General features: G+C 63.8%; 13 protein-coding genes, 1 tRNA gene and 1 pseudogene. All 15 read left to right on the top strand.

The window, feature by feature from the left end; all coding sequences use genetic code 11:
• Positions 1-1,773 (top strand): hydrogenase large subunit, encoded by a 1,773-nt coding sequence (locus AB5Z20_RS06930; RefSeq protein ID WP_035138048.1) that lies wholly within the window; start codon positions 1-3, stop codon positions 1,771-1,773.
• 1 nt (position 1,774) lies between these two features.
• A complete protein-coding gene (locus AB5Z20_RS06925) occupies positions 1,775-2,491 on the top strand; it encodes a formate hydrogenlyase complex iron-sulfur subunit (protein ID WP_152067702.1) in 717 nt (238 codons plus the stop codon).
• A gap of 2 nt (positions 2,492-2,493) precedes the next feature.
• Positions 2,494-3,276, top strand: coding sequence for an NADH-quinone oxidoreductase subunit B family protein (locus AB5Z20_RS06920; protein WP_006234107.1), 783 nt, complete (start codon positions 2,494-2,496; stop codon positions 3,274-3,276).
• Positions 3,277-3,858, top strand: coding sequence for a formate hydrogenlyase maturation HycH family protein (locus tag AB5Z20_RS06915; protein WP_195568235.1), 582 nt, complete (start codon positions 3,277-3,279; stop codon positions 3,856-3,858).
• Positions 3,858-4,361: a hydrogenase maturation peptidase HycI gene (gene hycI, locus AB5Z20_RS06910; protein WP_195568237.1), complete on the top strand. Its 504-nt coding sequence runs from the start codon at positions 3,858-3,860 to the stop codon at positions 4,359-4,361. Before AB5Z20_RS06915 ends, hycI begins: the two co-directional genes overlap by 1 nt.
• 39 nt (positions 4,362-4,400) lie before the next feature.
• Positions 4,401-5,239: pseudogene (locus AB5Z20_RS06905) on the top strand (formate/nitrite transporter family protein).
• 122 nt (positions 5,240-5,361) lie between these two features.
• Positions 5,362-7,479 (top strand): molybdopterin-dependent oxidoreductase, encoded by a 2,118-nt coding sequence (locus tag AB5Z20_RS06900; RefSeq protein WP_368156761.1) that lies wholly within the window; start codon positions 5,362-5,364, stop codon positions 7,477-7,479.
• 76 nt (positions 7,480-7,555) lie between these two features.
• Positions 7,556-9,013 (top strand): L-seryl-tRNA(Sec) selenium transferase, encoded by a 1,458-nt coding sequence (gene selA, locus AB5Z20_RS06895; protein ID WP_229089680.1) that lies wholly within the window; start codon positions 7,556-7,558, stop codon positions 9,011-9,013.
• Positions 9,010-10,977, top strand: coding sequence for a selenocysteine-specific translation elongation factor (selB, locus tag AB5Z20_RS06890; protein ID WP_250787425.1), 1,968 nt, complete (start codon positions 9,010-9,012; stop codon positions 10,975-10,977). Before selA ends, selB begins: the two co-directional genes overlap by 4 nt.
• A gap of 492 nt (positions 10,978-11,469) precedes the next feature.
• Positions 11,470-11,566: transfer RNA gene (locus AB5Z20_RS06885), tRNA-Sec, on the top strand.
• 154 nt (positions 11,567-11,720) lie between these two features.
• Positions 11,721-12,353 carry a molybdenum cofactor guanylyltransferase gene (gene mobA, locus AB5Z20_RS06880; RefSeq protein ID WP_250787826.1) on the top strand — a complete coding sequence of 211 codons (633 nt, stop codon included), beginning with the start codon at positions 11,721-11,723 and terminating at the stop codon, positions 12,351-12,353.
• A 29-nt stretch (positions 12,354-12,382) separates the two neighbouring features.
• On the top strand, positions 12,383-12,778 hold the full coding sequence (locus tag AB5Z20_RS06875) for a DUF3343 domain-containing protein (RefSeq protein WP_250787825.1): 396 nt from the start codon (positions 12,383-12,385) through the stop codon (positions 12,776-12,778).
• Between the two features lie 251 nt (positions 12,779-13,029).
• Entirely contained in the window at positions 13,030-14,385 is a 1,356-nt protein-coding gene (gdhA, locus tag AB5Z20_RS06870) for an NADP-specific glutamate dehydrogenase (RefSeq protein ID WP_368156760.1), read from the top strand.
• 134 nt (positions 14,386-14,519) lie between these two features.
• Positions 14,520-15,422: a xanthine dehydrogenase family protein subunit M gene (locus tag AB5Z20_RS06865; RefSeq protein WP_368156759.1), complete on the top strand. Its 903-nt coding sequence runs from the start codon at positions 14,520-14,522 to the stop codon at positions 15,420-15,422.
• Positions 15,422-18,253, top strand: a complete 2,832-nt coding sequence (locus tag AB5Z20_RS06860; RefSeq protein WP_368156758.1) for a molybdopterin-dependent oxidoreductase — start codon at positions 15,422-15,424, stop codon at positions 18,251-18,253. The genes AB5Z20_RS06865 and AB5Z20_RS06860 overlap by 1 nt, the downstream gene beginning before the upstream one ends.
• Positions 18,254-18,388: the final 135 nt, after the last annotated feature.

Here is an 18,388-nt window from a genome sequence, read left to right as displayed (position 1 = left end):
ATGGCAGAACCTGAAAAGAAGGACTACGCTCGTCGTTGCGAAAGCCACGTCGAGGCCCTGCGCGCCGCAGTGCCGGGCGCTATCGAGAAGGTTGAGTGGCAGTGCGAGGACCAGCTGACGATTACCGTCAAGCAGGACAAGCTGCCCGAGGCCGTCCACTACCTGTACTACGAGCGCTACGGCTGGATTCCCGTGATCATCGGCAACGATGAGCGCAGCCTGTGCGGCCGTTACGCCGTGTACTACGTCATCTCCATGGAGGGGGAGGATCCCGGCTGGGTGACCGTGCGCACCGAGGTCGATCCCGCCAAGATGACGTTCCCGTCCGTGACGCCGTTCGTCCCCGCCTGCGTGTGGGGCGAGCGCGAGCTGCGCGACATGTTCGGCCTGATCCCCGAGGGTCTGCCCGACCGTCGTCGCCTCGTGCTGCCCGATGATTGGCCCAGCGGGCTGTACCCGTTGCGCAAGGATTCGATGGATTACCGTTTCCGTCCCGCTCCCGCGAGCGACATGGAAAACTACGAGTTCTTGGCCGACACCAAGGGCAAGGAGACCACGCTCGTCCCCATGGGCCCGCTGCACATTACCTCCGACGAGCCCGGCCACTTCCGCCTGTTCGTCGAGGGCGAGACGATCGTCGACGCCGACTATCGTCTGTTCTACGTGCACCGCGGCATGGAGAAGGTCGCCGAGACGCGCCTGAACTATGATGCCGTCACGTTCCTTGCCGACCGCATCTGCGGCATCTGCGGCTGCGCCCACTCGGTGGCCTACGCCGAGGCTGTCGAGCGCGCCCAGGGCATTCACGTCCCGCCGCGCGCGCAGTACATCCGCGCCATCATGCTCGAGGTCGAGCGCCTGCACTCGCACCTGCTCAACATTGGCCTCGCATCGCACTACACCGGCTTCGATTCCGGCTTCCAGCAGTTCTTCCGCGTTCGCGAGAAGTCCATGGACCTGGCCGAGAAACTCTCCGGCCACCGTAAGACCTATGGCCTCAATGTGATCGGTGGCGTGCGTCGCGACATCCTGGCCGAGCAGAAGCTCTCCACGCTCACGACCATCCATCAGCTGCGCTCCGAGGTCCAGGAGCTCGTCGACGTTTTGCTCTCCACGCCCAACTTTATTGAGCGCACGAGCGGCATCGGCATTCTCGACCGTAAGATCGCTCGCGACTTTTCGCCGGTCGGCCCGCTCATGCGTGGCTCTGGCTATGCCCGCGACGTGCGCTTTGACCATCCCTTCGACGGCTACGCCGATCCGGACGTTCAAAAGATGCACGCCGCTACGGCCGACACCTGCGATGCCTTCGGCCGTACCGCCGTTCGCATCCAGGAGGTCTACGATTCGATCGACATGATCGAGACCATGCTCGAGAACTGCCCGTCGGGCCCCATCCTCACCACGGATTGGGAGTACACCCCGCACAAGTACGCCATCGGCGCCACCGAGGCGCCGCGCGGCGAGGACGTGCACTGGGCCATGCTCGGCAACAACCAGAAGTGCTACCGCTGGCGCGCCAAGGCGGCCACGTACAGCAACTGGCCGGTCCTGCGCTACATGTTCCGCGGCAACACCGTGGGCGACGCTGCGCTGATCGTCGGTTCGCTCGACCCGTGCTACTCCTGCACCGACCGCGTGACGGTGACCGATGTCGCCGCCAAGCGCGACCACGTGCTCGACAAGGAGCAGTTCGAAAACGTCTGGCGCGACAAGTCGCCGCTTGCGGGCGAGGGCACCATGGCCGCCCCGCTCGATGAGGAGGCGCTCTAATATGCTGAAGCTTTGGAAGGTTAACGCCAAGGCCGGCGACGCGACGGTCAAGTACCCGTTTGCGCCGTTTCCCACCAACAAGGACATGCGCGGCAAGCCCGAGCACAATGCCGAGCTCTGCATCGCCTGCGGTGCCTGCGGCGTGGCGTGCCCGGCCGATGCCATTCGTATGGACACCGACCTTGCGGACGATACCATCACCTGGTCGATCGACTACGGTCGCTGCATCTTCTGCGGCCGCTGCGAGGAGGCCTGCCCCATGGAGGCCATCAAGCTCACCGAGGAGTTTGAGCTGGCCGTCATGAGCAAAGACGACCTCACCAGCAAGAGCGTCTACACGCTCGAGCACTGCTCGCGCTGCGGCAAGCCGTTTGCCCCGCACAAGGAAATCGACTACGCTAAGCGCCTGTTGCAAAAGGCCGGCGGCATGGAGGCCGAGCAGGCCGCCCGTACCGTCGGTATGTGCCAGGAGTGCAAGCGCGAGCTCGACGCCCTGCGCGCCGCCTCGGCCGTAAAGACCGGCAACGCTGCCGGCATGGCTGCCAACGAGACGCTTGCGTCCGGCGAGCCCCAGGGCCCCGGCATGGAGTATCTGGGCGGCCACGGCGTGAACCCGGAGTATATCGACCGCGAGCTCAACCCCGATGCGCCCGAGATTCCCGCCGGTCCGGCGCCGGTCGAGGGCATCATCATGGATTTTGAAACGAAGGAGGAGTAACCATGGCCGAACCCACGCTTTTGCCCGAGCGGCTTCAGTACCGCCCGACCAAGATCGAGCTCGACGAGAGCATCGAGAAGGCCAAGGCGACCCTTCTTAAGAAGATCAAGCGCTCGGTGTACGTCTACCGTGTTGACTGCGGCGGCTGTAACGGCTGCGAGATCGAGATCTTCGGTTCCATCACGCCCGTCTTCGACGTCGAGCGCTTTGGCATCAAGGTCGTGCCCTCGCCCCGTCACGCCGATGTGCTGCTGTACACCGGTGCCGTGACGCGTGCCATGCGCATGCCGGCCCTGCGCGCCTTTGAGGCCGCACCCGATCCCAAGATCGTGGTGTCCTATGGCGCGTGCGGCTGCACCGGCGGCATCTTCTACGACAACTACTGCGTCTGGGGCGGCACGGACAAGATCTTGCCGGTCGATGTCTATATCCCCGGCTGCCCGCCCAGCCCCGCGCAGACCGTCTACGGCTTTGCCATGGCACTTGGCCTGCTGGACCAAAAGCTCCATGCCGAGACCACGGTGGAGGCCGCCGGCGAGCAGGCCGATATCCTGCACCCCGGCGTGCCGTACAAGCTGCGTGTGGCCATCGAGCGTGAGGCTCGCGCCATGAGCGGCTACCGTTACGGCCGCGACCTGGCCAACGAGTTTATGGATACGCTCGAGGGCGCGCCCAAGGGCGATATCCGCGGTGCCATGGCGCTCCTCATCGACAAGCAAGATGATCCTCGTCGTGTTGAGGTCTACTCGGCGCTGCAGGATCTGGTGCTGGCCGGAGGCCGTTAGATGGAACTCACGGACCGCTCTGGTTACTTTGCGGGCCCCGGTATGCTCGGCGGCTCTTTTGGCGATGCCTCGCGCGCAAGCGACGAGGCCGCCGAGGGCGTCGCCGACCCCTGCCTGGGCCATGCGCCCGACCAGGTGGTCTTTTACGAGCTCACGCGTAAGTTTGTGGAGACCGAGGAAGACGTTCCCCAGGAGGCCTGCGACGTGCTGTACTACACGCTCGCCGTGGGCCACCACACCGGCGTGCTCGACTGCTTTGAGCCGCGCCTGTCGGTGCCGGTGGATGTGTTCTATTCGCTCGTCGATGCGTTGCCGGAGGGGGAGGCCAAGACCAAGTTCGAGGCCATCCGCTCCTTTGGCGAGTGCCAGCTCGACAAGGCGGCGGTGCCGTCGCTGCTCGAGGCCTGCGATATGCTGCTCGACGAGCGCGGTTTTCGCGGCTCGGCCAAGGCCGGCATCTCGGTGTTCGACGACGACTTTGGCCTGCATGCCCAGCAGGTCGCGTTCTTAATGAAGTTTCGCGATCTGGTTGAGCGCGTGCGCGATGTGTCGGGCGTGTATCTGACGGGGAGGTTGCAGTAATGGGTCGCGTTGTGGATGGACGTGTGAACGGCGCCCCGTTTGCGGGTATCGTGCTCACGGCGGGAAGCGTGCTGCGTGCCGACGATGCCGCCGGCCCCGTGCTCTCCAAAAAAATGGAGGACGCGCCCATTGCCGGCTGGTACACCATCGATGGCGGTCAGACGCCCGAGGATGACATCATCGAGGTCAAGCGCGAGCGTCCGCCTCGCCTGGTCTTGGTCGATGCCTCTGACATGGCGCTGCCCGTCGGTGCCATCCGCTTGCTCGACAAACGTGATGTGGCCCGCAAGTCGATGTTCACCACGCATTCGCTTCCCTTGTCGATTCTGATCGAAGAGATTGAGCAATCGTGCGAAGATATCGTCTTCATAGGGATTCAGCCGGGCGATACGGAGTTCTATAACCCCATGTCCCCGGAGGTCTTTGGGGCCGTCGACGCCGTGTACGACGCCGTGGCCGCCAACGACTTTTCCCACTTTGTCCGCTTGGGGCAGGAGCTATAGCAGCGCTTGCCCCTGCTGAATAGGAAAGAAGTGATTGACATGGCAGATTCCAAGGTGGAGTACCCCGCTCCCGATTGCCTGGCGCCCGCCGCGATCGAGGCCAAGACCGAGGCCGCCGGCGTGACCAAGGCCAACCTGCCGGTCGCTAAGGCCTTTCTGTTGGCAATGTTCGCCGGTGCGTTTATCGCCTTCGGCGGCCTGTTCTTTACGGTGTTTTTGAGCGACGGCACGCTGGGCTGGGGTGCCCAGCGCGTCGTGGGCGGCCTGTGCTTTTGCCTGGGCCTGGTGCTGGTGCTGGTGTGCGGCGCCGAGCTGTTTACCGGCAATTCGCTTATGGTCTGCGCGCTCAAGAGCAAAAAGATCACCCTGGCTCAGATGCTCAAGGCCTGGGTCGTCGTGTGGGTCGGCAATTTTGTCGGTGCCCTGTTCATCGTCTTTTTGGTGTACATGGCCGGCATTTACAAGCTCAACGGCGAGGCGGTCGCCAATTCCATGGTGAGCGTCGCCGCCGGAAAGTGACGATCGACTGGGTGACGATCTTCTTCCGCGGCATCCTGTGCAACATCTTTGTGTGCCTGGCCGTGTGGATAGGTACCGCCGGCAAGACCGTGGTCGATAAGGTCGTGGGCATTCTGCTGCCCATCGCCGCCTTTGTGGCCTGCGGTTTTGAGCACTGCGTCGCCAACATGTACTTTTTGCCCATGGGCGCCGTGATGCATGCATGCGGCTACGGTGCCAAGGTCGCCGGCGCCGATGCGCTCAACGCCGCGGGCATTGCGTTTAACCTGTCCGCTGCCACGCTGGGCAACATCGTGGGCGGCGCGGTTCTGGTCGCGCTCGGCTACTGGTTTATCTACGCCAAGAAGTCCGAGGCGTAAGGTATCGTCTGTTTGACGTTGGGCCTCCCGCGGGGCGTTGCCGTGCGGGAGGCTTTTTGGGTCCGGGACTCGTTGCCGGGCTTTTGGCCTGCTGTGTTTGGCTGATGAAAGGGGTAATCGAGATGGCATCTGCTGTGAAGCGTGACGGTCGCGCCGTGGTGACTGCATGCGGGGGATGCTATGCCGATTGCGCCTTTGCGGCACGCGTTGAGGACGGTCGCGTGGTGGCCGAGTTGCCGGTGCCGGGGCATCCGTGCGCGGCGCGTGCCCTGTGCGCCCGCGGGCGGCATCGCCTGGACATGCCGTTTGACGAGCGCGACCGGATTTTGCATCCCATGCGCCGCCGAGCTGATGGCTCGGGGTTTGATGCGATTTCCTGGGATGAGGCGTTTGCCCAGATTGCCGAGCGCCTTTTGGGGATTGTTGACGAGCGCGGGCCTCGTGCGCTGGGCATGACACTCGGCGTGCCCTCGTTCGACCGCTACTGGGCCTATCGTTTTATGCATGCGCTGGGCTCGCCCAACGTGTACGGTGCCGACGGTGCCTGCGAGGTAAGCCGACTTACCGGTTGGGAGCACAGCCTGGGCTATAGTCCCGCCTCCGACCTTGCGCATACCGACTGCATCATGTACCTGGGGCGTTCCTTGGTGGATTCGTCGTCGATGGGGTCGGTCGATGCGCTCAACGACGCGCGCCGGCGTGGGGCGAAAATCATCGTGGTTGACCCTCGGCGCAGCGGTTCGGCTGCTATTGCCGATCGCTGGCTCCGCGTGCGTCCCGGATGCGATCTGGCGTTGCTGCTGGGTATCGCACACGTGTTGATTGCCGAGGGTCTGTACGATCACGAGTTCGTTGCCCGCTATACCACGGGCTTTGATGAGCTGGCGCAGGCGGCCAGTGCTTGGATGCCCGAGTGGGCTGAGTCGATGTCCGACGTGCCGGCCGAAGAGATTGTCGCCACGGCGCGCGATCTGGCTGCCGCCGCGCCTGCCGCCGTGGTGGATGCGGGCTTTCATGGCGGCATCGGTATCGCGTATGCCAACAGTACGCAGACGGCGCGCGCTATCTGTTTGGTCGATGTGCTGCTGGGCTGCATCGGACATGCGGGCGGTGCCCTCAACCCGCCCACACCGCTTGCGTTGGGCGATTTGGACCCTGCGCGTTTCGCGACGCCGTCGATGCCACGTGAGCCCAAGTTGGGGTCCGAACGCTATCCGCTCGTCGACCCCGAGCGCGGTCTGTGCACGACCATCGGCCAGTCGATTCTTGCCGGCGATTTGCGTGGGCTCATCGTCTATGCCAGTAACCCCGGTGCGGGCTATGGCAATGCACAGGCTTGGTTGGGTATTTTGCAGCTGCTCGACTTGCTTGTGACGATTGATATTCGTTGGTCCGAGACGGCGCGTGCTTCTGACTTCGTGCTGCCCGACGTGACGTATCTGGAGGCCGACCGCGGTGTGGGCACGGTCGTGGGCGTCAACGATTCGCGCGTGTTCTACCGCAACGCCGTGCTGCCCGTGCAGCATGACGGCACACGTCCCGGTCGGGAGATTTTTGCCGGTCTGGCGCAGGCGTGTGGCGTGGGCGAGTATTTCCAGTTTACGTCTGACGATCTGACGGCTGCCCAGGTGGCGCCTTTTGGGATCGATCTGGACGAGCTCAAGGAGCGCGGCTGGGCCGATACGGGCGTGGCGCTGCCGTCGCGCACGGGTGAGCCGGTGATTCCGCTTGCCGGCGGCAAAATTGCGCTGGCAAGCGACGTATGGGAACGAGTCGGCATGGGTCGTGTGCCCAACTGGATTGCGCCCATTGTGGAGCCCGGCCCGGGGATGTTTCGCCTCATTAGTGGCAACCGTCCCTTTGAGTCGCACACCTCGCGCAGGCTTGCGGCTCAAGGTGCCGCCGAGGCTGGATCGGACCTGGATGCCGTGCAGATGAATGCCGATGCTGCTGCGCACATGGGCATCGCCGACGGCGAGATCGTCGAGCTCGTGAGCGATATGGGCCGCGACCGCGTGCGCGTGGAGACGACGCCCTATCTGCATCCGGCGTGCATCTTCACGTCGGCCGCCCCCGGCGGGCGTTCGCTTGGCGCCGATGTCGGTGGCGCTCAAGCCTTGGGCGTGGGCCCGCTCGACCATACGCCGTTGCGTTGGGATCCGTTGACAGGTGCCGCGCTCACCCAGGAAAACGCCGTTCGCGTGGAAAAGATCACGGAGCACGTGGATAATAACGATTGATTGACTCAGCCGATCGAATTGGCTGATAGTTTGACGTTCGAACGATTGATTCACCTTTGGTTTTGAAAGGCCGCACATGAGCGATAGCCAGAACATGTCCGATGAGGTGCGCGCCCGTCTGCGTGCCATTCCTTCCGTCAACGAGCTGCTCACCGAGTGGCCGGTGGTGAAGGCGGCAGGGGAGACCTGCGACGCGGTGGTCCATGCCGCCGTCACGGCCGAGCTTGACGAGGAGCGCGCCGCCATTCGCGCCGGCGCCGCCCCGCGTTCCAAGCGTGACCTGGCTTCGGCTATCGAGTGGCGTGCGCACCGCTCCGCGCTGCCGAGCCTGCGCCCAGCGGTTAATGCCACGGGTGTGGTCATCCATACCAACTTGGGTCGCGCCCCGCTCGCGGAGTCGGCCGCCAAGGCCGTGGCCGAGGTCGCGCGCGGCTACAGCACGCTCGAGTACAGCGTGGACACCTGTTCACGCGGTTCGCGCAAGGAGCACGCCGCGCAGCTGATCCGCTCACTCACCGGTGCCGAGGACGCGCTCGTGGTCAACAACAATGCCGCCGCGGTGCTGCTGGTGCTTGCCACCCATGCCGCGGGCAAAGAGGTTATCGTCAGCCGCGGCGAGCTTGTCGAGATTGGCGGCAGCTTCCGCATCCCCGATGTCATGGCGGCCTCGGGCGCCAAGCTCGTCGAGGTCGGCGCCACCAACCGCACGCACCTGGCAGATTATGAGCAAGCTATTACGCCCGATACGGCCATGATCCTCAAGGTTCATCCTTCCAATTATCGCATCGAGGGTTTTCACGAGGAAGTGGGCTCTCGGGAGCTCGCCGCACTGGCCCATAAGCACGGCCTGCTGTTCTATGAAGATCAGGGGTCGGGCGCGCTGTTGCCCGACGACATCTTGGTGCGCGGAGGCGAAGAAACCACGCCGGCTTCGGTTTCGGCAGGGCTCGATTTGGTGTCGTGCTCGGGCGATAAACTTCTCGGTGCAGCACAGGCGGGCATTATCATGGGCCGTCGTGACCTGGTTCAGGCCTGTGGGTCACATCCGCTTATGCGCGCCCTGCGCCCGGGCAAACTGGCCCTGTCGGCGCTCGAGGCCACGCTGCGTATCTACATGGATGGCGCCGATGTTGCCCATCGCGATATTCCGGTGCTCAGCATGCTTACGCTTCCGCAGACCCATTTGGAGCGACGTGCCCGCAAGCTGCGCGATCGTATGGTCGCCGGTCTCGACAAGGCCGGTTGCCTGTGCGCCGTTCAGGTGGAGATCGTCGAGGAGTCGTCGACTCCCGGCGGCGGTTCGCTGCCTACCGTTGAGCTGCCCACCATGTGCGTTGCCGTGCGTCTTGTCGATGAGCGTCTTTCCGTTGACGCACTCAAGCGCTCACTCGTCCAAGATTTCGACACGCCGGTCGTCACGCGCGCCTCGCACGATCGCATTTTGTTTGACGTCCGTACGCTCGTGGGCGACCGCGATATCGAGACGGCGGCGTCGACGCTTGCCGCATGCGTTGAGAAGGCGATTGCTCGATGAGTGAGGTTCAGGCGCTGGTGGAGTGTCCCGTTATCGTTGGCACGGCGGGCCACGTTGACCACGGTAAGTCGGCACTGATTGAGGCTCTGACCGGCAAGAATCCCGACCGTCTGGAGGTTGAGCGCCGTCGCGGTATGACCGTGGAGCTGGGCTTTGGCGAGCTGGCGCTGCCGAGTGGCAAGATCGTTGGCCTGGTCGACGTGCCGGGCCACGCGCATTACTTGCGCGCCATGGTGCAGGGCGCCACGGGTATCGACGTGGCCGTGCTGGTGGTTTCGGCCGTCGAGGGCGTTATGCCGCAGACCCGCGAGCACGTGCATGTGCTGGAGCTGCTGGGCGTCACGCATATGGTGGTCGCGCTGACGATGTGCGACCTGGCTGATAGCGAAATGATTGAGCTGGCCGAGCTCGACGTGGACGATTTTCTTTCGGATACCGTGTTTGCGGACGCGCCGATGGTGCCTGTGTCGTCCAAGACCGGCGCGGGAATCGATGACCTGCTGGCTGCGCTCGACGAGCAGGTTGCCGCTTGCTGGGGTGCCTGCCGAGCCCGTGCCGAGCTCACCGATGCCGCACCGCGTCTGCCCATCGACCGCTGCTTTACGATCAAGGGTGCCGGCACCGTCGTGACGGGAACGCTGCACGATGCGCCGGTTGCGGTGGGCGATGAGCTCGTCGCGCTGCCGTCGCGCACGGCCTGCCGCGTACGCGGGATCCAAGTGCATGGCGACACGCAACGGGCGCTGCCCGGTCAGCGTGTGGCGCTCAACCTGGTTGGTGACGGCGTTGCTGCGCTCGATCGCGGTGAGATGCTCGGCGTGGAGGGTCGCTTTGGCCAGACGATGCGCTTTATGATGACGTTTACGTATTTGGGTCGCGAGGGAGCCAAGCCGCGTGTTCTCGAGTCGGGTGCGCGTGTGCACGTGATGGCGGGTACGGCCGAGGTCGTCGGTCGCATCATGTTCATGGAGGGCGAGGCCCCCATGGCGGTGGGCGAAACCCGTATTGTTCAGGTGCGCTTGGATAACTCGCTGCCGCTACGTGCCGGGGATCATGCCGTGGTGCTGTCCTATTCGCCCGTGATGCTTATTGGCGGCGGGCGCGTGCTGCTTTCTCGCTGCCGTCGCTCTCGCGAGCTTGCCGAAGGGGAGCGTGCGCTGTATGCGGCGCTCGAGGCCGGAGATGTTGAGGGCGCTGTGGATGCGTGGCTGGCGCTGCAAGCGCTGCCGGTTGCGGCTGCCGATGTTACCGCGGCGCTCGATCTTGTTGCCGGTGAGGCTGAGGCGGCGTTGCGTGAGTTGGTGGCGAGGGGCGCTGCTCGCGCGCTTGCTGGCTCGGATGGCTCGCTGTATGCAGATGCTTCCGTGCTCGACGCCGCGATGGATGCACTGGCGGCTACCCTGTCAGCCATGCATGCGGCGGCTCCCAAGGAGACGGGCTTTACGCCCGGCGCCGTTGCCCATGCTGCGTGGCCTGCCGCTGATGAAGCCGTTGCCGCGGCTCTGATTGCCGAGGGCTGCTCGCGTGGCGTGTGCGCCGCCGAGGGCGCCGAGGTATTCGATCCGCATTCGGCCGCCGCGGCGGCACGTGTGGTGCGAGAGGCTTGCGAGCAGATCGTCGCGCTGCTTGACGAGGCCGGCCTGGATGCACCGGCGCTTCCCGAGGTGGGCGAACAGCTGCAGCTCGGCCGCGACACCATGACGCGTGCCCTGCGCGAGCTTTCGCTTAACCGTTCGATCGTTAAGGTCGAGCGCGACGTTGCCCTGTCCGCTGCCGCCGAGGCCCATGCGCGTGAGCTCGTCGCCGCCGCCATTGAGGCAGCCGGCGGCGCTGCCACCACGAGCGTGCTGCGCGAGGCCCTGGGCGTGTCGCGCAAACGCGCCATCAGCATCTTGGAGCACCTGGATGCCGTGCGCTTTACGGTGCTCGACAAGGATGCCGGCGGCCTGCGCTCCCTGCGCTAGACCGGTCATACCGCCCCGCCCCCTTCAGTTGCGGTGAAATAGTTCCTGTTTTCCGGTTTAGATGCCTCTTCCAGGAACTATTCCACCGCAACTTTGAGGATGGCCAGCCGAAGCTGGCCATCTTGAGCCTTGAATCGGGCCGGTCGCCACGAAAGGGGCCTATCTACTACATTCAGTCGACTACCCTCAATCATTCCGAAATTCGCGAAATTAAAACCGCAGGTAGACGGCTTGCCGATTTTCTAAAAACACCTGTATAGTCGACCCATGCCGGTCGAACGTAGTAGATGGTCCGTTTTCGTGGCGCGGTGCCAAGTCAGTCTTTTTGGGACGGTGTGGATGATTTTTCTGGGACGGGGATTTAATAATCATTGAGTACCTAATGATTATTAAATCCCCGTCCCAGAAAAATCATCCTTTGATCCAGCTTGGGGCAGCTAAAAAAGCCCCAAAAAGACTACCCTGCTAGTTTGGTAAAATACCGCCGCACTTGGGAACGGATGGGCTCCGGTGGGCTCCGCGGTCCTCAAAACCGTTGCGAGGCGTGCAAAACGTCTTGGATGTGTTCGATTCACATACGTTCCCGCCATACGCTACCAGCGCTTTTGTGCTCGCGGTCTTGCTGCGTGCCGCAAAGGCGCTGTTTTGTTTTTGCACGAGCTTTTCGTAGCGCCGCTATTTCGGCGGCGGTATTTAGCTTCGTGCATAGGGTTTCGAGCATGCCGATGGGGGTGTTTTGCCGTATGACTACCGTAAGACGAGCCGATCTTTCTTGCGTCGTCCAGGCGGGCGGGCTGTCGTCGCGCATGGGTTGCGACAAGGCGCGCATGACGTTTTGCGGCGAGCCGCTCATCGAGCGCGTGCTGGGTCGGCTGGCGCAAGTTGCCGGTGAGTTAGTCGTGACGACTTCGCGTCCCAGCGAGCTTGCCTACCTTGAGGAGCGCGCGTTTGGCGGTCTGGTGCCGCGTGTGGTGGCGGACCTTGAGGGGTCGGCGGGCGCCATGCGCGGCATCGCGAGCTCGTTGGCCGCGGCCCGATTGCCGCTCGTGGCGATCGTCGCCTGCGATATGCCGTTTGTCTCGCCGGAACTCATCGGTGCGCTTGCCGATCGTACTGAGGCCGAGGCGCTCGACGTGTGCGTACCGCGCGAGGAGCGGGGGATTGAGCCGCTTTGTGCCGTCTGGCGCCGCGATGCGTGTGCGCCGGTTGCCCAAGAGCTGCTCGCCTGCGACCGTCAGCGCATTCGCTGCCTGATTAATCGCGTTCAGGCTGGTTATATGGATGAGCCGCAGATCGTTAAGGTCGCAGGCTCGACGCTCTGCTTCGAGAACGTCAATACGCCCGAGGAGTTTGCGGCAGCCGAGCTGCTCGCCTAGATCTGCACACATCAATGACGGGAGATGCCGTGTCACATGATATTTGCCCCGATACCGGGGAACCTTGCACTTGCGACGGGTCCGAGCCTTGCACCTGCGGCTGTGGCGGCTGTGGACATACGGCCGAGGAAGAGGCAGCGGCGGCTGCGTATCGCGAGTCGCACCGCGAGGCTTCGTCCGGTGACGCTCTCGACCACGAACGCAAGATTATCGTGTCGTTCGACAGCACTTTCGATGTGATGGAATGCGAACAGCTGTGTCTTGCCGCCGGTGTGCCCGGGCGCATCATGCCGCTGCCCGGCTCCATTACCGCAGGTTGCGGCCTGTGCTGGGCCATGCCGTTCTCGGGCGATGCCCTCGCCGCCTTCCGTGCCGCCACCGAAGGCCGTATAACCCCCGCCGACTACCATCAGCTCGTCCTCTAACCACCAACACCACCACAAAGGTGCCCAATGTGGTGGTTTGGAACACGTGGACGAAACAGGTTTGAAACACGGGTTTTGCATGTCAGGCACTCAAAAACGCTTCTACCTGCATCGTAATCAAAACGAAACATCTGCTCGTCGGCTTATGCGAAACTTTGCTGCAACAGTGCGATATTATCCATACTCGATAAAGTTCGCGGCGCATAGGGTGCCGCGACCGACATTTTTCGTTTCCCATCATTGGAGGAAGCATGAGCTACACGCAGAAAGTTCTCGAAGAGCTCAAGGCCCGCTATCCCGAGCAGCCTGAGTTCATCCAGGCCGCGTCCGAGATCCTCGGCACCATCCAGCCGGCGCTCGACGCCCATCCCGAGTACGAGGAGGCCGCTCTGCTTGAGCGCCTCGTCGAGCCCGAGCGCATTGTCATGTTCCGTGTTCCCTGGGTCGACGACCAGGGCAAGGTTCAGGTCAACCGCGGCTATCGCGTCGAGTTCAACTCTGCCATTGGACCCTACAAGGGCGGCCTGCGCTTTAACCCGACGGTCACCCTGGGCATGCTCAAGTTCCTGGGTCTGGAGCAGATCCTCAAGAACAGCCTGACCACCCTTCCCATGGGCGGCGGCAAGGGCGGTTCCGACTTTGACCCCAAGGGCAAGTCCAACAACGAGATTATGCACTTCTGCCAGTCCTTCATGACCGAGCTCTATCGCCACATTGGCCCCAACACCGACGTTCCCGCCGGCGACCTGGGTGTTGGCGGCCGCGAGGTTGCCTACCTGTTCGGTCAGTACAAGCGCCTGACCAACGAGTGGACCGGCGTCCTTACCGGCAAGGGCCTTTCCTTTGGCGGCTCGCTCGCCCGTACCGAGGCCACCGGTTACGGTCTGGTTTACTTTGTGGACGAGTACCTCAAGAGCCGCGGCGACTCCTTCGAGGGCAAGAACGTCGTCGTTCATGGCTCCGGCAACGTCGCTATCTACGCCGTCCAGAAGGTCTCCCAGCTCGGCGGCAAGGTGCTGGCCTGCTCCGATACTCACGGCTGGGTCGAGGATCCCGACGGCATCGACTACACTGTGCTCGAGCATGTCTACAACAAGAAGCGCTCCGGCCACGACAAGGGCGTTACGCTCGCTATGTACGTCGACGAGAAGCCCAGTGCCACGTGGCACGAGGGCGACGGCCGTGGCGTGTGGCAGCTGCCCTGCGACATCGCGCTGCCCTGCGCTCGCGAGAACACGCTGCTGCTCGAGGACGCCCAGGCGCTCGTCGCCAACGGCTGCAAGGTGGTCGGCGAGGGCGCGAACATGCCCACGACCATCGAGGCCACGACCTACTTCCAGGAGAACGGCGTCGCCTTTATGCCCGGTAAGGCTGCCAACGCCGGCGGCGTGCTCGTGTCCGGCCTGGAGATGAGCCAGAACGCCGAGCACCTGTCCTGGACCTTCGAGGAGGTCGACGGCAAGCTCGAGCAGCTCATGCGCGGCATGTTCCACAACGTGGACGACACCGCCAAGGAGTATGGCCAGGAGTGCAACTTTGTCATGGGCGCCAACATCGCCGGCTTCCTGAAGGTTGCCGACGCCATGCTCGCCCAGGGCGTCTGCTAAATCTTCGCTCGACATAGCATCGCAGAAGGCTCCCAGTCATCTTGGCTGGGAGCCTTTTTCTATGGTGACGATGGCGACGGCCCCTCGTTTGGTACACTTAAAAGTACTGGACAAGTGAAGAGATGGGGGAGAACGTGCTCAAGTTCGGTACCTACGTCCGTGTTGGAAACGCGGCCGAAGCCTATGAGCTCTTGCAGAAAAACCGCAACAACAAGATTGTGGGCGGCGGCATCTGGATGCGTCTGGGTTCGCGTCGTGTGGCGACGGCGATTGACCTTTCGGCCTGTGGACTCGATCAGATCGAGGAGACCGAGACCGAGTTTCGCATCGGAGCCATGTGCACCCTGCGCCAGCTCGAGCGTCATGTCGGACTCAACGCGCTTGTCAACAATGTCTTTGAGTTCGCCGTCCACGACATCGTGGGCGTGCAGCTGCGCAATACCGCCACGGTGGGCGGCAGCATCTACGGCCGCTTTGGTTTCTCGGACGTGCTCTCGGCATTTTTGGCGCTCGATTCGTACGTTGAGCTGACGGGTGCCGGCCGCGTGCCGCTTGTCGAGTTCGTGGACATGGACTACATGCGCGACGTGATCGAGCACGTCGTGGTCGTTAAGCACGACTACCGCGCAAGTTACGAGGCCGTGCGCAAGGCCGCGACCGACTTCCCCTCGCTCAATGTCACCGCCGCCTGGTGGGACAACTCCTGGCACGTCACCGTGGGTGCCCGCCCGTTGCGTGCGACCCTGCTGCAGGGCGAGGCATGCGGCCTTACCGCCGGGCAGCCTTCCGAGGACGAGCTGCGTGCCCTGGCCGCGTCCGTACGCGCGCTGAGTTACGGCACCAACCTGTGGGGCTCGGCCGAGTACCGTCGTCGCATCTCGGCACCGCTCGCCGTCCAGGCCGTGCGCCGCGCCGCCGGCATCGAGCTTTCGGCCGCGCTTGCCCGCGAGCTCGAGACCGTGCAGATCCCCAAGTTTGCCACGGACGAGTATTCCTGCCGCCGCGTGCCCGGCGTCGATTCTAGCGAGGTGCGCTAATGGCTGCCAAACTCATCGATCTTTCCTTTACGCTCAACGGCCGCAAGGTCAAGGTTCAGATTGCCCCCGATACTATGCTCTTTGCGCTGCTGCGCGAGCAGGGCTGCGCGTCGGTGCGCTGTGCCTGCGAAACCACCAACTGCGGCCTGTGCACGGTGTGGCTCGACGGCGACCCGGTGCTGAGCTGCTCGGTTCCCGCCGCCCGCGTTGAGGGCCGCTCCATCACCACGCTCGAGGGCCTCAAGGCCGAGTCCGAGGCACTGGCCCGCGCAATGGCTGCCGAAGGTGCCGAGCAGTGCGGTTTTTGCGCCCCCGGCCTCATCATGAACGTGCTGGCGCTCGCCCGCGCCGCCAAAGAGGACCCAAGCCTTGTCGCCACGCGCGAGGAGCTCTCGCGCCAGCTCGCCGGCAACCTCTGCCGTTGCAGCGGCTACGAGAGCCAGCTGCGCGCCATCGTTCGTTTCCTCAACGAGTCCGGCGTACAGGTGGGCTTTGAGTTGCCCGAGCTGCCGGTCAACGACACCAGCTGCGACGGCGTCACCTACAAGCAGATCACCCACAAGCAGCCCAAGAAGGATTCGAAGGCCCTGCTCGAGGGTCGTCCGGTCTACACCGGCGATATGGTGCCCGCCGGCGCGCTCATCGTCAAACTCAAGCGCAGCCCGTATGCTCGCGCCAAGATCCGCTCTATCGAAACGTCGCGCGCCCTGAAGGTGCCCGGCGTCGTGGGTGTTTACACCTACGAGGACGTGCCCAAGCGCCGCTTTACCATCGCCGGCCAGAGCTATCCGCAGCCGAGTCCCTACGACCGCCTGATCCTCGAGAACCTCGTGCGTTACCAAAACGAGGAAGTGGCGATCGTCGCCGCCGAGACCGAGGAGGCCGCCGACAAGGCGCTTAAGCTCATCAAGGTCGACTACGAGGTACTTGAGCCGCTGCTCGACTTTACCCAGGCACTCGATAACGACATCGTAGTCCACCCTGAGGGCGACGTGACCTTTATGTTCCCGCAGGGCGGCGACGTTGCTCGCAACCTGGTGTGCAGCGGTACCAGCGATTATGGCGACCTGGACGAGGCCTTCGCCCAGAGCGATATCGTCTTTGAGCGCACCTACACCAGCCAGGCCACGCAGACCGCGCCCATGGAGACCTTCCGCGCCTTCGCGACGACCGACGCGTTTGGGCGCATCTCGGTGACCACCTCTACACAGGTGCCCTTCCACGTGCGCCGCATGGTCGCGCAGTCGCTCGACATTCCGCAATCGCAGGTGCAGGTCATTAAGCCGCGCATCGGCGGCGGCTTTGGCTCCAAGCAGACGGGCTGCTGCGAGATCTTCGTGGCGTTCGTGACCCAGCAGACTGGCCGTCCGAGCTACTGCTGCTACACCCGCGAGGAGACCATCACCGCGGGCAACTCGCGCCACCAGATGCAGATGACCGTTAAGCTGGGCGCCATGAACGACGGCACCATCACGGCCATCGACCTGCATACGCTGTCCAACGCCGGCGCGTACGGCGAACACGCCACCACGACGATCGGCCTCTCGGGCCACAAGAGCCTGCCCATCTACAACCACGTGAAGGCGAGCCGTTTTAGGTGGGACGCCGTCTACACCAATACCAACCGTGGCGGCGCGTATCGCGGCTACGGTGCCACCCAGGGCCAGTTTGCCGTGGAGAGCGCCGTCAACGAGCTCGCCGACATGCTGCACATGGACCCCGCCGACCTGCGCCTTAAGAACATGGTGCACGAGGGCGAGATCATGCCGCAGTACTACAATGAGAAGCTCAACGCCTGCGCACTCGACCGCTGCCTGCTGCGCGCGATGGACATGATCGGCTGGCGCGACAAGCCGCTGGCCGTGGACTTGGGCGACCGCGTGCGCGCCCTGGGCTGCGCGCTCACCATGCAGGGCTCGGGCATCTCCAACGTGGACATCGCCGGCATCGACATGCGCCTGGAGGAGGACGGCTTCATTACCATCGGCACCGGCGCCACCGATAACGGCATGGGCGTCGATACGATTCTGGCGCAGATTGCTGCCGAGGAGCTGGGCGTGGAGAGCTCGCAGATTGTGGTGCGCGGCGTAGACACCGATGTGTCGCCGTTCGACGCCGGCTCGTACGCGAGCTCCGGTACCTATGTGACGGGCCTTGCCGCCAAGAACGCCGCGACCGAGCTGCGCGAGAAGATTTGCGCCAAGGCCGCCCAGATGTGGGATGTGGACGCCGCCGACGTGGTCTTCGACGGCCAGTACGTGCGCCTGTCCGACGAGCGCGCCGCTCGCGAGCGCGGTCGCTACCTTACGCTGCGCGACTTTGCCAACCTATGCGTCAAGAACATCGCGGGCGGCGACGCGCTCACCTCGCACGCCTCTGCCTGCCTGCCCGTTTCGCCTCCGCCGTTTATGGCCGGCATTGCCGAGGTCGAGGTCGACAAGGCCACCGGCAAGGTGACCGTGGTGGATTACGCCGCTGCCGTTGACTGCGGCACCGTGATCAACGAGGCGCTCGCGCGCGTCCAGGCCGAGGGCGGCATTGCCCAGGGCATCGGTCACGCGCTCTACGAGATTGTCGAGCATGACGATCGCGGCCGCCTGCGCACCGGCAACTTTATGAGCTACAAGCTGCCCACGCGTCTGGATATCGGCAGCATTCGCGTTGCCTTTGAGCCGAGCTATGAGCCGACGGGCCCGTTTGGCGCCAAGTCGATCGGCGAGGTCGTCATCAACACGCCGCTCGCCGCCGTGGCCTCGGCCGTGGCGCACGCCACCGGCCACCAGGTCCGCTCGCTGCCGATCACGCCCGAGAAGGCCCTGCTGGGGGAGTAGGCGAGGCGACGCAGCCGCCGCTCTTGGCCTAGCCCGGGGAAACTGCAGCCCACTTTTCAACTGAATTGTGGGCTGCAGGAGATAGCCGATGGGGGTAGCTAATTTGGGACGGGGCTTTTTTAGCTACCCCGCTTG

Source organism: Collinsella aerofaciens (assembly GCF_040910245.1).
In the GTDB taxonomy this organism is placed as follows: Bacteria; Actinomycetota; Coriobacteriia; order Coriobacteriales; family Coriobacteriaceae; genus Collinsella.
The sequence above is the reverse complement of the archived record's forward strand: the minus strand, read 5'-3'. Positions and strand labels throughout refer to the sequence as shown.